Origin of the sequence: Amycolatopsis kentuckyensis (assembly GCF_041679295.1) — a bacterium.
Classification (GTDB): domain Bacteria; phylum Actinomycetota; class Actinomycetes; order Mycobacteriales; family Pseudonocardiaceae; genus Amycolatopsis; species Amycolatopsis kentuckyensis_A.
Genome location: NZ_JBGDMD010000003.1, coordinates 217674 through 231625, shown reverse-complemented (window position 1 = coordinate 231625; position 13952 = coordinate 217674). Strand labels below are relative to the sequence as shown.

Below are 13952 nucleotides of genomic sequence, written 5' to 3'. Positions count from 1 at the left end.
GCGAGTCCTTTGTGGACGATCCGGTCGGGGCAGCGCGATTCGCCGCGACGGAAGGCGTCACGGAAGCGGTGTCAGCCGCGCGGCGGACACCGGAAGCGCGAAGACACGAGGATCACCTCGGACCGCGGACGGGAGACGACGGCGACCTGCACGGCCGGCTCCCTTCGTTCACGCGATCTCGGACTCGCGGGCAGCGTAACGGCGGCTTTCCGGGCCGCCAACCGGTTTTGCGCGGCGAAGGCCACCCCGGTTCCCCGGAGTGGCCTTCGCCGCGTGAGTGGACTAGCTGGGGTCCTGGTCCAGCTGGGTGGCCTTCACCGCGTTGCCGACCTGGGTGCAGTCGTCGGCGGTGATGCCCGCGGTGCCCGCCGTGGCGAGCGCCGCGCAGGAGGAGTTCAGCGCGTCGCCGACGTCCTTGAACGTCGCGCTCTGGGTCAGCGTGTTCTCGACGCCCCACCAGATCTGGACGGACTTGTCGAGGCCGAGGCCGCGCACGGTCTGCCCGTTGAAGGTGTCGCCGTCGGTGATGAGGTAGTCGGCCTTGTTGACGACACCGTCGTTGATGTGCTCGTCCGGGTTGTTCGTGTCCCAGCCGGGGCCGTTGACCATGTCCGGCTGCGGTTTGAGCGACGAGCGCGGGTCCTTCATGTTCCGGATCGCGCCCAGCGACGAGCCCGCGCCGAGCAGCCAGCGGTTGTCCCCGGTGTCGTTCGGGTCGTTCGAGGTGATGCCGATGAACTTGCCGAAGACGTCGGAGAGGCCTTCGTTGATCGAGTCGGCCTGGCCGCCGCTCAGGCCGGACGTGTGCTGCGTGACGCCGTGCGTCAGCTCGTGGCCGGTGATGTCGTCGGTGGTGACGCCCTCGCCGAAGGCCATCTGCTCGCCGTCCCAGAAGGCGTTCGCGAACGGGCACTCGCCGCTGACGCAGATCCGGACGGTGCCGCGCAGCGCCTTGCCGGTGCCGTCGGAGTAGTCGGCGCCGATCAGGCTCGTCAGGTCGACGTTGACGTACTTCCGGTAGAAGTCCGAGGCCTGGCCGAAGAACGTGTAGACGTTGTTGACGTCGGCGACGCCCGACTCGGCGCCGCCTTCTTTGCGCGCGACGGCGAAGGCGGTGCCGCAGCGGACCGACGCGGTGCTGCCGCTCACCACCTTCCGGTCGGCGTCGCAGACGTCCCGGTTGGCCTCGCGGACCTCCGACCACGACACCAGGACGTCCCGGGTGCCGGCCTCGACGACCTCGGTCCACTTGTCGTTCAGCTTCGCGCCGTGCACGGTGACCTGGTAGGTCGGCACGGCGACGCCGTCGCCCTTCGCGCCGCCGAGGGTGGCGTCGTACCAGTACGCGCGGGGCGCGTCGGCCTTGAGCGTGGTCACGGCGAGACCGGTGCGCTTGGCGACGTCCGCGATGGCGGCGTCCGCGGCACCGGCATCGCTCGCCGGGAAGGCGCCGGTGGTCTTCTTCGCGGTGCGGCCGTGGGTCGCGAGGACCGCGCCCGCCTTGTCGCGCAGCTGCACGAGCTGGCCGCCGAACACCGGCACGCCGCCGATCTCCTGCTGCGACCGCACGACGCTGCCGAACGGCATCGCGAGGGAGTTCAGCGCGTGCATCGACGGCTGCGCGATGGTCGCGTAGGCCGGCGAGCCGGTCGTGGCCAGCGACACCGCGACGACGGCGGCGCTTACTGCTGCCGTCCCTGCGACGACCCGTTTGCGTGACACCCGGTACACCTCCGTGGAAGCTTGATCACCTGTCGTGAAGTCCGAGCAGGGTCACATGCCCCGATGGGGTCGCACACCGGTCGAAAGTAGGTAAGTCACCACATGGGCGTCGTAAGTCGGTAGTTAATCACCGACATTTCGGGCAGGTCAGGATGCCGGCGGGGCCACGACGCGGAGCTGCAGCATCGCCGCGAACCGGGCCTCCGGATCGGTCATGTCGAAGCCACCGACCTCGGCCAACCGGCTTCGGGACGCCGGCGGGCCCACCACCCGAAGCTGAAGCCTGGTCGCGAAACGGTCTCCCGGATTGGGCCCCGTCCGCCCCGGCGACCTCGGCGAGGCCGCCGCGACCGACCTCAGGATGCCGGCGGGGCCACCACCCGCAACTGAAGCATCGCCGCGAACCGCGCCTCAGGATCGGTCATGTCGAAGCCACCGACCTCGGCCAGCCGACGCAGGCGGTACCGGAACGTGTTGGGATGAACGTGCACGGCAGCCGATGCCGCGATCACGTCGCCGAAAGCGTCGAGCCACGCCCGCAGCGTCTCGACCAGATGGGCGTGGTGCTGCTCGTCGTAGTCGAGCAAGCGCGCGACCGGGCCGGTCGGGCGGTCGCCGCGGGCCGCCACCAAATCCTGCAGCTCCAACAACAGCGCCTCGACGTGCACGTCGGCCAAAGCCGCCACCCGGCGGCCCGCCCCGCTGCCCGACCTCAGCACCCGCAACGCTCGGTCCGCGCTGTCGCGGGCTTCCGGCAGTTCCGCCGCGCTGCGGGCCACCGGCCCGATCCCGATGACCGCCCGGACGCGGTCGCCCACCCGGTCCAGGAAGTCCTTCGCGATCCGCAGCGCGCGGCGTTCGCCGTCGGCGTCGCGGGTCACCGGCACCAGCCCGTACGCGGTGTCGCCGACGAGGGCCGCCGCGCAGCGCGGGTGGACCGCGCTCAAGTGCATCGCCAGGCCGTCGGCCAGCCGCTGCCGCTCGGTCGCGACCTCCGCGTCCTCGGCGCCGTTCTCCAGCACCGCCAGCGCCAGCACGACCACCGGCTGGTCCGCCAAACCCAGGCGGCTCAACGCTTCCCGCGCGGCCGCCCCGCCCTCGAGCGCCGTGCTCAGCAAGTCCGCGCGCAGCCGGCGTTCGACGTCGGCACCCGCCCGGACGCGCAGCAGGTGCAGCGCCACCAGGCGGGCCGCGTCGCACAGGGCCTGGGTGCGGTCGGGAGTCAGCGGTTCGCGCACCGCGGCCCAGATCGAGCCGAGGATCTCGTCGCCCGCCCGGACCGCGACCGCGACGCGGGGGATCATGAACCCGTCGGGGCTCTCCGGCGGGCGGTCGACGTACACCGGCCGGTCGCTGCGGTAGAGCTCGCGGAAAACCCCGCGGTCGGCCAGCATCCGCGAGAAGCGCTCGGGCACCTGCCGGCCGAGGATGGTCTCGACGCGCGAGGGGTCGGCTTCGTCCTGGCGGCCGGAAAACGCGAGCACACGCGAACGGCGGTCCTCGATGGTGACCGGTGCGTCGATGAGCGCCCCGATCGCGTTGGCCACCGCGAAGAGGTCACCCGACGGCAGCCCGGCGAGGGTCTCGGGTTCGGCGTCGCCGACGTCGCCCTCGGCCAGCAGCGACCGCAGCATCGCCGCGAGCTGGGCCCACGACGCGCCGCGGGCCAGGCTCAGCAACGCGACGCCGGACTCCTCGACGGCGGCGGTGATCGCGGCCGTCACGGTGACCGGCGCGCGCAGCACGAGCCCGGCCGCGTCGTGGCGGGCCAGGACCCGCAGCTGGCGCACCACTTCGTCGGGCTCGGCGAGGCCGACGCCCAGCACCAGCGCGTGCTGCGGCAGCGCGGGTTCGTCGAGCGGGTCGTGGATGGCGACACCGCCGATGCCGCCAGGCCGGTCGGCGTCCCCGAGGACGAGGTCCAGGAGCGTGCCGCCCAGGTCGTCGAGGACGCGGCCGAGGCTGGCGTGCGGGCGCAGGTTCACCGAAACGAGCACCTCCCGAAGCTAGGCGGGACACCGCCAGCCTAGTTCGTCGGGAGGGACGAATTCACCTCGTCGATTCGTGCGCCCGCACCAACCGGGCTACGACGTCAGCTTCGCCGCCACGTTGTAGGCCTCCACCTGCAGCCGGGCCCCGGGCACGCGCCGCCGCGGCTCGACGCGGACCGTGCGGCTCTCCCCCGGCAGCAGCCAGAAGTAGTTGTCGCCGTAGCGGGTCGGCAGGACGCGGTCGGTGCCGTTGCGCTCCCGCAGCGACAGCCGGATCATCGCCGCGACCGTCTGGCCGTCGTTGCGGACCGTCGCGGTGAAGGCGTCGCCGTCGGCCTTCAACGACGACGTCAGCCGCGCGCCCGGGAGCTGGTTGAGCGCGCGCATGGCCGCGTCGCTGCGGTAGCGCCAGTACGTGTTCTCCGACAGCACCGCCCCGCCCGCGTCGGTCAGGGTCAGCCGGAGCAGGTGCAGGTCCGGGTGCCCGGCGTCGAACGGCACGGTGAACACGGGCGCGCCGACGTTCGCGGCGACGTCCAGCTTCTGCTGCACCGGGGCACCGAGCGAGGCGCCGTCCAAGGAGAACAGCCGCGCGGCGACCGTCACGCCGCTCAGCGCCGACGGCGTGTGGTTGACGACGCGGACCTGCCACGTCGTCAGGTCGGCCTGGACGTGCCGGGCCTCGCATCCCTTGCGTGCGCCGTAGTAGCTGCCGTTGACGTCGAGGTCGTAGTCGTAGGTCTGCCACACCGTGCTGTGCCACGCGGGGTGCGACATCCAGAGCAGCACGCCGGTCGCGTCGGCCCACAGCCTGGTGTTCCACGCCTCGAAGATCGCGCGCATGTTCTCGTAGTTGACGAACTGCGCCTTGCGGCAGAACTCGGCGAGGCTCGTCGACGGCGCGAGCCGCGCGTCGATCGCGGCGAGGTAGCTCTGCGGCGACTGGTTGCCGCCCGTGGACCAGTCGTGCAGGAACCACGGCGCACCGATCGGCCAGCCCGGGTCGTCCTCGCCGACGAGGTTGCGCATGCTCTCCACGACCGACACGGTCGGCAGCCCGATCTCGCTCCAGAACCCGTACTTGCCGCCCGTCGCCTCACCGGTGAAGTACCGCTTCGGGTCCTGCCAGAAGTACGGCCCGTCGCCGGTGATCACGCCACCCGCCGAGTTGCCCTGGTACAGCAGGTCGGTGTGGTCGTGCACGATGTCCCGCAGCGCGTTGTCGATCACCGGCGGCGGGGTGCCTTCGTTGCAGCCGAACCAGACCGTCGCGCACGCGTGGTGGCGGTAGCGCAGCACCGTGTCCTTCGCCTGCGCGAGGAAGATGTCGTGGTTGGCCGGGTCGGTCGACCAGCCGTCCCAGAACTCGTTCCACAGCAGGACGCCGTACTTGTCGCAGGCGTCGAACAGCTCCTGGCGGTAGGACGAGCCGACCCAGTTGCGGAGCAGCGTGAAGTTCATGTCGCGGTGCATGGCGACGACCGCGTCGGTGCGCTCGGCCGGCATCCGGCGCAGCAGCTCGTCCCAGCCCCAGCTGCCGCCGCGGGCGAACACCTTGACGCCGTTGACGAGGAACGTCAGCGGCTTCGGGCTGTTGTCCACCGAGGCGGCGTCGGTCCAGGTGCCGCCGTCGGCCGACACCTGGATCTTGAAGGTCGCGGCGTAGGCGGTCTCCCAGGTCAGCACGACCTTGTCGAACGCGGTCGCGGCGCCGAGGTCGACCTGCAGCCACTGGTTGTCCTCGTAGGCCGAGGTCCAGCGGGTGTTCGGGTCGCCGTCGAAGGCGCGCTCGGGCGGGTTGCCGTCGGCCACCGACAACGAGCTGGCCGCCTTGCCCTGCGCCACGTCGGTGCCCGAACCGTCCAGCACGGCCATCGTCCACAGCGAGAAACCCCAGCCCGTGGCGCGTCTCAGGCCCTGCATCCGGACGAACCGGGCGTTCTGCGGCGCGAGGTCGACGGTCTGGGTGGCGCGGCCGTCGGCGATGACGATCGGCAGGTCGTACTGGTAGCCGATCTCGCGCAAGCCGATCTTGACCGTCCGGCGGTCGCTGGTGCTCGCGCCGATCGCCGCGGTCAGCGTCAGGTCGTAGAGGTTCGGGTCGCCGTAGCCGTTGGGCCACCACAGCTTCGGGTTCTTCACCACCTGCTTCGGGAACGCGACGTCGGTGGTCTGCCCGGCCGGGACGGTGACCGTGGCCGAGACGCTGACCGGGCCGAAGGCGGCACTGACCTTGACGCGCTGGGCGGTCGCGGCGGCGTTGCGCACCGGCACGGTGAGCGTCACCTCGGCCGTGGCCGCGTCGGGCACCAACGTGTCGACACGGACGTCACCGAGGACCGCCGCGCCGGTGGAGCGCAGGCGGACGTGGTCCCAGATGCCCGACGCGCGGTCGCGGACCGCGGGCATCCAGTCCCAGCCGGACACCGCGAGGTAGGTCGGCGAGTTGTCGAACATGGTGCTGCCCGCGTCGCGCCACGAGCTGCCGTCGGCGCCCTTGTCCCCCGGGCTGCCCGGCCGCGGCATCGGCGAGATCTTCACCGCGAGGGCCTGGTCGCCGGTGCGGCGCAGCGCCGCCGTGACGTCGTACGCGCCGCGGCCGAACGGGTGGCTCTGGGTGCCGATTTCGGCGCCGTTGAGCCAGATCCGGGCTTCGTGGTTGACGCCGTCGAACTCGAGCCAGACGTGCCGGCCCGGCGAGGTGTCGAGGCCGCGCGGCAGGGCGAAGCGGCGGCGGTACCACCAGGCGTGGCGGGACAGCGCTTCCGGGACGTGGAGCTGGTTCATCCCGGAGACCGGGTCGGGCAGCTGGCCCTGCTCGACCAGCGATGCGAGGACCGTGCCGGGGACGGTCGCCGGGAGCCAGCCGCGGGTGTCGACGGTGTCGCCGGAGAGCGCCTTGCCGTCGCCGGTGGGCGCCCAGTCGTCCATGGTGAGGACCCAGCCGGACTCGAGCGGCACGGTTCCGTCGGCCGCGACGGCGAGCGCGGGCGGGTCGTCGTGCGGGCGGACCGGGAAGCTGGTCCAGCCGCGGACCGCCGGGCGGGTGTCCTTGCTGGTACCGAAGACCTGGAAACCGTTGAGGCCCAGCGGGTTGGTCGTCGAGCGGCTCGCGGCGCTGAAGCGGACCCAGCGCGCGGTGACGGCCGGCAGCGGGATCGTGACGACTCCGCCGGTGCCGGCGTCGGTGTGGTGGACAGTGCGCCAGGCCTTGCCGTCGCCGGAGACGTCGAGGTCGAAGGACACGGCGTAGCTGGACAGGATCTCGAAGCCGCTGGTGTGGCTGCGAGAGCCGGCGGCGTCGAAGGCGGGGTCGCCGGGCTGGGCTTCGAAGGTGAGGACGACCGAGTCGATCCGGCACTGGCCCTGCAGGTCGACGACGATCCACTGGCCGTCGCCGTCCGCGGCGCGCCAGCCGGAGCCCTTGACGCCGACCTGGGCGAGGCCGTCGACGGCGAAGCCGGCCGGGGTGGCGGCGTAGGCGGTCGAGGACACCTGCACCGGGCGGAACAGGGCGAGGTCGGTCTTCGCCGCCTGCGCGTCGGCGGCGGCGGGCGCGGCGGACGCGACCCCGGGCAGGACGGCCGCGAGGCCGAACCCGGCCAGCAGGCCGGTCCCGGCGGCCAGGACGTGCCGCCGCGAAACGGCGGTCACCTCCGCGGGCTCGACATCGGCGGTGATGCCGTACTCCTCCGCCATGGGAGAACTCCGTTCGGGCGTGGGTGACAACGTTGCCAGGAAGCTTCCGCCGCGCGCGTTGCGAGCGTCAAGAAGACAAGGAGGACAAGAATTAGGAAAAATGACATCGATGTCGGCGAATCGCTCGCCGTGCTCCGGTGAGCGGTGCCCGCTACGGTTGCGACGAATCCGCAACCCTCCGGGAGGTCCGATGGTCCAGGTCGAACGCACCCTCACCGTGCGCACGCCGGTCGAGCGCGTGGCAGCGTACCTCGCGGACTTCGCGCACACCGAAGAGTGGGACCCGGGCACGGTGAGCTGCACCCGCTCCGACGAGGGCCCGATCGTGGCCGGCGCGCGGTGGCACAACGTGTCGGAGTTCCGCGGCCGCCGGACGGAGCTGGACTACCGCCTGACCCGGCGCGACGCGGGCCGGGTGACGTTCGTCGGCAAGAACAGGACGGCGACGTCGACGGACGACTTCGGCCTGTCGGCGGGCCCGGACGGGACGACGGTCCGGTACCGCGCGACGATCGAGTTCCACGGCCTGGCGAAGCTGGCCGGGCCGTTCCTGAAGCGCGAGTTCGAGCGGCTCGGGGACGAAGTGGTGCCGAAGCTGACGAAGGTCCTCGAAGACCTGGGCTAGTCCCCCGCGGTGTCCACCGCCAGCTCCACCGCGGACGCCAGGTCGTTCACCCGCGCGAAGCCCCGATCACCGAGGTGCTCCCAGCCCGGCCCCGCCGTGCCCACCACCCGGCCCAGGTCCCGCACCCGGGCCGCCAGGAGGTCGTCGGCCGTCGGAGGCGCCAGCGACCACAGCAGCACCAGCACCGGGTCGAGGCGCGCGGCCAGGTCGGCGACGGTCTCCGCCGGGACCAGCTGGCCGAGGTAGGCCACCGGGATCCCCGCTTCCGCCAGCGTCGCGCGCAGGGCCTCCAGCGGCAGCGAGTGCCGCTCGGCCGGGCAGCAGGCCAGCAGCACCGGCCGCCCCGGGACCGCCGCCGGGAAGCGGCGGCTGAACCGCTCGAACGCCAGCGAGATCTCCGTCGTCAGCGCCCATTCCGACGCGAAGCAGACGTCGCCGCGCTGCCACCGGTCGCCCAGGCCGCGCAGGACCGGGGCCAGGACGTCGGTCCACGCCGCCGCCGGGCCGAGCGTGCCGAGCGTCTCGTCGAGCAGGCCCGCGACCGACGCCGAGCGCAGCTCCTCGGCCGCCTCCTCGAGCTCGCGCACCCGGCGGGCGGCCGGCACTTCGGGCGGGTCCGCCGCCGCGCCGCCGAACGCCGCCGCGGCCGCTTCCCGCACCGGCATCCCGCGCCCGACGAGCCGCTGCATGTGCTGCAGCCGGCGGACGTCGGCGTCGGAGTAGCGGCGGTGGCGGCCGGCGCCGCCCGCGGACGGGCCGATCCCGTACCGCGCACTCCAGCTGCGCAGGGTCACCGGCGAAACGCCGAGCAGCTCCGCGACCTTGCCCGGCGCCCAGGCACCCGCTCCGGACGGCTCGTCGACGCTCTTCGGTTCCACCATTCCCCTTCGCCTCGATCGCCGCAGCTTAGCGACGGCCGGAGCACCCGGCCGATGGCGACACGGCGGACAGACCGGAACGAGGAGCGAAGCGGACGTAACGGTCCGAAGCGTGCGCGGGGGACGCGGCGGCGGGGCGTCGACCTGCCGCGTCCCCTTCGGCGCCGCCCGGCGCCGGGACCCGGCCCGCGTCAGCCGGGTCCGCACGGCCGCGGGGGTGTGGCAACCCGGCACGGCCGGCACGTCCCGAAACGGTGCTGCCACCCCAAGCTACCGCCGCGCGCAACGCTCGTGCATCGTTATCCCTCGGATGCCGCAGCGATCCACCCCACGTGGACGAGTGATCCCGGGCTGCGCAGGGTACTTGGCACCGCAGGAGGGACTCCGATGACCGAGAACCGCACCTCGCCCCGCTTCGCGACGACCACCGACGCCGGTGTCGTGACCGTCCGCTGTGCCGGCGACCTCGACCTGGCCACGACGTCCCGGCTCCGGGAGGTCCTGCTGAGCCCGTTCGCCGACGGCACCCGGGGGGTCGTGGCCGACCTCACCGAGACGACGTACTGCGACTCGACGGTGTTCAGCGTCCTCGTCGAGGGCTACCGCGAAGCGCTGGCACGCAAGATCCCGTACGCCATCGCGGCGGCCCGGATCGCCGTCGCCCGGCCGCTGGCCATCCTCGGCCTCGACCGGGTGCTGCCGCTGCACCCCGGGGTCGCCGAGGCCCGCGCGGCAGTCGCCGGGACGCCGGCCGCCCGCGTCTCCTGACCCCTCACCCGGGGAAGTCCGGGTGGAGCACGTCGTCCAGCACCGCCCGGTGCGCGCGCCGCAGCTCCTCCCCCGGTTCGACGCCCAGGTCCGCGGCCAGCCGGTCGCGGATCCGGCCGTACACGGCGATCGCCTCGGCGCGCCGGCCGGTGGCCTGCAGCGCCCGCATCAGCAACGCCGCCACCGGCTCGCGCAGCGGTTCGGCGGCCAGCACGGCGGACAGCTCGTCGGCGGTTTCGGCGTACCGGCCCAGCCCCAGCTGCAGCCGCGCCTTGCGGGTCAGCATCGCGGCGCGCCGCTCGGTCAGCCGCAGCCGCTGCCCTTCGGCGAACGGCCCCGGCAGCCCGGACAGCGGCTCGCCGTGGAACAACCCGAGCGCGGCGGCCCAGGATTCGACCGCGGCGGCCGGCTCGTCCGCCTCTTCGGCGGCGGTGGCGTCCGCGGCCAGCTCGGCCAGCCGCGCGGTGTCGAGCCGGACGCCGTCGGCGGCGAACCGGTAGCCGCCGCGCGTGCGGCCGATCACCGAGTCCGGCGTGCGCTCGCCGGGCGCGCGCAGGCACTTGCGCAGCCGGTGCACGTAGACCGGCAGCACCCGGCCGCCGGTGCCGGGCGGCTCCAGCCCCCAGACGCCGTCGAGCAGCTCGGCCTGGCTGACCGTCACGCCGGGGCGCAGCACCAGCGCCGCCAGCAGGGCCTGCTGGCGCACCGGCCCGAGGTCGAGCGGGGTGCCGCCGCGCCAGGCGCGCAGCGGTCCCAGCACCGAGAACCGCAGCCCCGGCGACGGATCCGGCGCCGGCACGGCCGCCCGCACCGGCGCGTCGTCCACGACGGTCCCGCGCGGGCTGACGATGCCGTGGTCGAAGGCGTACACGACGGCCGCGGCGCGGTCGCGCAGGCCCAGCTTGGTGAAGATCCGGCCCAGGTGGCTCTTCACGGTCAGCTCGGAGACGACGAGCGCGGCGGCGATCTCGGCGTTGGACAGCCCGCGCCCGGCCGCCCGCAGGACGTCCAGTTCGCGGGGTGTCAGCAGTCCCGGCGGCGGCCCGGCGGGCTCGTCGGCGGGGGCGCGCCGGTAGGTCGTGAGGACGCGCGCGGTCACCGAGGCGTCGAGCCAGGCGTCGCCCGCGGCGACCGCGCGGACGGCGCGGATGAGGTCCTCGGCGGGCGAGTCCTTGAGGATGTAGCCGACCGCGCCCGCCCGCAGCGCGCCGGCGAGCAGCTCGTCGTCGTCGAAGGTGGTGAGGGCCAGCACCGGCGGGCGGCCGCCGATCCGCCGCGTCGCCTCGATCCCGTCGACCTGTTTCATCCGCAGGTCCATCACGACGACGTCGACAGCGTGGGCGGCCAGCGCGGCGGGGACTTCGGCGCCGTCGCCGCACTCGCCGGCGATGACGAACCCGTCGCGCTTGCGCAGGATCCGCCGCAGCCCGGACCGGACGAGGTCCTGGTCGTCGACGAGCAGGACGCGGACTTCGCCGGCCGTCACGGCGCGCCACCCGCAGGTATGCCGACCACGACCACCCAGTCCGCCCCCTCCGGCCCCGCCGTCAACTCGGCACCGAGCTGCCCGGCCCGCGCCGCCATGCCCTTGAGACCCGATCCGCCGGTGGCGCGCGGTCCCTCGGCCGGCAGCCGGTTGCGGACGACCAGCCGGGCCTCCGCCGGGCCGATGTCGAGGCGCATCCGGGCGGGTGCGCCGTCGCCGTGCTTGGCGATGTTGGCCAGGGACTCCTGCGCGATGCGGTACAGCCCGAGCCCGGCCAGGTCCGGCACCGCGGCCAGGTCGCCCTCCTGCTCGTAGTGGACCGGCAGCCCGGCCGCGCGGGTGCGCTCGACCAGCGCGGGGATGTCGCGGGCGCCGGGCAGCGGGCGGGTTCCGGCGGGCGCCTCGGCGAGCAGCCCGACCGTCCGGCGGATGTCGGCCATCGCCGTCCGCCCGACGCGCTCGGCCTCGGCGAGGCCTTCGAGGGCCTCCTCGACGTCGCGGTCCTGCTGCAGGGCGTGGCGGGTGCCGGTCAGGTGCAGCAGCGTGATGCTCAGCGAGTGGGCGACGACGTCGTGCACCTCGCGGGCGATCCGCTGCCGTTCGGCGAGGACGGCCTGGTCGCGGACGGCGTCCCGGGCGGCGCGCTCGGCGTCGAGTGCGCGGACGTACCAGCGCATCATGAACCCGCCCGCGGTGCCGAGCAGGACGGCGGCGACGTACACGGGGAACCCGACGAGTCCCACCCGTGCGGCGGCCACGCCCAGGGTGGCGACACTCGCGGCGGCGACGGCATACGCGATGCCGGGACGTGCGATGGCGGCGGTTTCGGCGGCCAGCACGACGAGCACGACCGGCGCGAAGTCCGGGACGGCGGGCCGCGCCAGCAGGATGGCGACGGCCGCCAGGACGGTGAGCGCCTTGAGCCACGGCGGGACGATGATGCCGGTGACGGCCCAGGCCAGCGCGGTCACGATGGCGAGCAGCCCGGCGAGGGCGATCGGTGCCGGCGGCACCAGCGCCCCTCGCTGCGCCACCGCCGCCACCGCCAGCACCACCCCGAAGGCGGTGACACCCACGGGGACCCACCACGGCAGCCCGATCCCGGCGCGGCCGAGGCTCGCCTCCAGGCGGGCCCGGATCCCGCTCACCACCCTCGCCCCCACGCCGGACAGCCTAGGAAGCACGCGGGGCGGGCGCATCCCGCCCCGGGAGGAGGTTGCGGTCATCCGGATTTCATCGGCGCAGGTCCGTCCACTGTGGCCACCTTGGCAACGGTCGGCTCGACCCGCTGCCCGGCCGACCACCCTCCCCGATCGAGTGGATCGCCGGGCGACCCCGCTGACCAGCCGCTATCGTCCGGCACGGAGAGTCCACAGTGGACAGGGGAGGTCCCGTGCGCGTGACCCATGCCGCCCTGGCGGCGCTGGTGGCCGGTGGGCTCGTGGCGCTGTCGGTGCCGCTCGGGCGGACCGCGCACGCCGACCCGCTGCCCGACGGCCTCGGCCCGTGCGTGCCCGGGACGTGCCCCGCCGTCCACCCGCCGGTCGGCAACGGTCCGTTCGCCGGCCGTGACAACGGTGTCAACCTGTTCGTCGGCGGCGACCTGCGCGTGACCGGCAGTGCGGCCGAAGCGGAGGGCCGCGTGGTCGTCGGCGGCGGCTTCACGCTGCGGAAGACGTCCGGTTCGTCGATCTACAACGTCGGCGTCGCCGGGGTCGGCTCCCGCGTTCCGCCGCCGGACGGGGCCGACTACCTGACCGTCGGCAAGGACCTCACCGTCGCCGAGGGGCAGCGGCTCGACGCCGTCGGCGACTCGGCGGGCGGCGTCGTCCGCCACGCCGGCTCGGTCACCGGCACCGTGATCGGCAAGCTCGTCCACGACCCCGCCGCGCTGGAGCCGTACGCCGGCCTGCGGGGACGGCTCAAGGCCGCGAGCGAGTGCTACGCGCGGGCCGAGACCACCGGGACCGCGAAGAACCAGGGGTACCAGACGCTCTTCACCGGCGACGGGAAGGCGAAGCTGCAGGTCTTCACGATCGACCAGGACATCGCCGGGCCGGGCGGCGCCGCGCAGGGCATCGCGTTCGCCGGCATCCCCGAGGGCGCGACGGTCCTGGTCAACCTCACCGGCCGCGTCCGGACGATCACCACCTACAGCGGCACCCTCGACGACCGCGACCCGCTCAACCGGCTGCGGCCCCGGCTGCTGTGGAACTTCCCGGACGCGAGCACGGCGGCCCTGACCGGCAGCGGCATGTTCCAGGGCAGCGTGCTCGTGGGCAACCCGGCCGGCACGACGACCGTGACGCTGCCGGGCACGAACGGCCGCTTCTTCACCGCGGGCGACCTCGTCCACGGCTCGGGCACCGGGCCGGGCAGCGGGCAGGAGTTCCACGCGTACCCGTTCGTCGGCGACCTGCCGTCGTGCCACGGCAAGCCGGAGCCGACCACGACCACCACCACGCCGACCACCACCACCCCGACCTCCACCACCCCCACGAGCACGACGAACGCGACCACGACGACCACCCCGGCGAGCCCGGCGACGACCGCGCCCGCCACGTCGCCGACCGCGGCGGCACCCGGCCCCGCGCCGACCGGCCCCGCGGGTCCCGGCGGCCTGCCGGCCACCGGCACCGACGCCGGCCCGGTGCTCGGCCTCGGTGTCCTCCTCCTCGCCGGCGGCACCGCACTGGTGCTGGTCACCCGCCGGCGCCGGGCCTGACCGCCCGGCAAGCCGTCCACAGTGGAGCCCGGCCACACTGCGGGCGCACGCCGGCCAT

Annotated in this window: 8 protein-coding genes and 2 pseudogenes; 3 read left to right on the top strand and 7 right to left on the bottom strand. The window is 74.0% G+C overall.

The annotated features are described in order from the left end of the window. Window positions 1–282: 282 nt before the first annotated feature. The 3 genes from ACERZO_RS12760 to ACERZO_RS12750 form a co-directional block, all read right to left on the bottom strand. Window positions 283–1722 (bottom strand): M4 family metallopeptidase, encoded by a 1440-nt coding sequence (locus tag ACERZO_RS12760; RefSeq protein ID WP_372664814.1) that lies wholly within the window; start codon window positions 1720–1722, stop codon window positions 283–285. Between the two features lie 356 nt (window positions 1723–2078). Then, a complete protein-coding gene (locus ACERZO_RS12755) occupies window positions 2079–3719 on the bottom strand; it encodes a PucR family transcriptional regulator (protein WP_372664813.1) in 1641 nt (546 codons plus the stop codon). 87 nt (window positions 3720–3806) lie between these two features. Next, window positions 3807–7412, bottom strand: a complete 3606-nt coding sequence (locus ACERZO_RS12750; protein ID WP_372664812.1) for a discoidin domain-containing protein — start codon at window positions 7410–7412, stop codon at window positions 3807–3809. Window positions 7413–7602: 190 nt separating this feature from the next. Between ACERZO_RS12750 and ACERZO_RS12745 the strand changes: the two genes are divergently transcribed. Next, window positions 7603–8037, top strand: coding sequence for an SRPBCC family protein (locus tag ACERZO_RS12745; protein ID WP_372664811.1), 435 nt, complete (start codon window positions 7603–7605; stop codon window positions 8035–8037). Here the strand turns inward: ACERZO_RS12745 and ACERZO_RS12740 are convergent. Beyond that, entirely contained in the window at window positions 8034–8918 is an 885-nt protein-coding gene (locus tag ACERZO_RS12740) for a MerR family transcriptional regulator (protein ID WP_372664810.1), read from the bottom strand. The genes ACERZO_RS12745 and ACERZO_RS12740 overlap by 4 nt on opposite strands. Before the next feature lie 384 nt (window positions 8919–9302). Between ACERZO_RS12740 and ACERZO_RS12735 the strand changes: the two genes are divergently transcribed. Then, complete coding sequence (locus tag ACERZO_RS12735; protein WP_372664809.1) at window positions 9303–9683, top strand: STAS domain-containing protein; 381 nt, start codon at window positions 9303–9305, stop codon at window positions 9681–9683. Between the two features lie 4 nt (window positions 9684–9687). Here ACERZO_RS12735 and ACERZO_RS12730 read toward each other — a convergent pair. The 3 genes and pseudogenes from ACERZO_RS12730 to ACERZO_RS12720 all read right to left on the bottom strand — a co-directional run. Further along, window positions 9688–10326 (bottom strand): annotated as a pseudogene (locus ACERZO_RS12730) (AfsR/SARP family transcriptional regulator); the annotation flags it as partial. Window positions 10327–10521: 195 nt separating this feature from the next. Next, window positions 10522–11169, bottom strand: a pseudogene (locus ACERZO_RS12725) (response regulator transcription factor); the annotation flags it as partial. Continuing rightward, a complete protein-coding gene (locus tag ACERZO_RS12720) occupies window positions 11166–12332 on the bottom strand; it encodes a sensor histidine kinase (protein ID WP_372664808.1) in 1167 nt (388 codons plus the stop codon). The gene ACERZO_RS12720 and the pseudogene ACERZO_RS12725, both read right to left, overlap by 4 nt. A 230-nt stretch (window positions 12333–12562) precedes the next feature. Between ACERZO_RS12720 and ACERZO_RS12715 the strand changes: the two genes are divergently transcribed. Continuing rightward, window positions 12563–13894 carry a choice-of-anchor A family protein gene (locus ACERZO_RS12715; protein ID WP_372664807.1) on the top strand — a complete coding sequence of 444 codons (1332 nt, stop codon included), beginning with the start codon at window positions 12563–12565 and terminating at the stop codon, window positions 13892–13894. Window positions 13895–13952 lie beyond the last annotated feature (58 nt).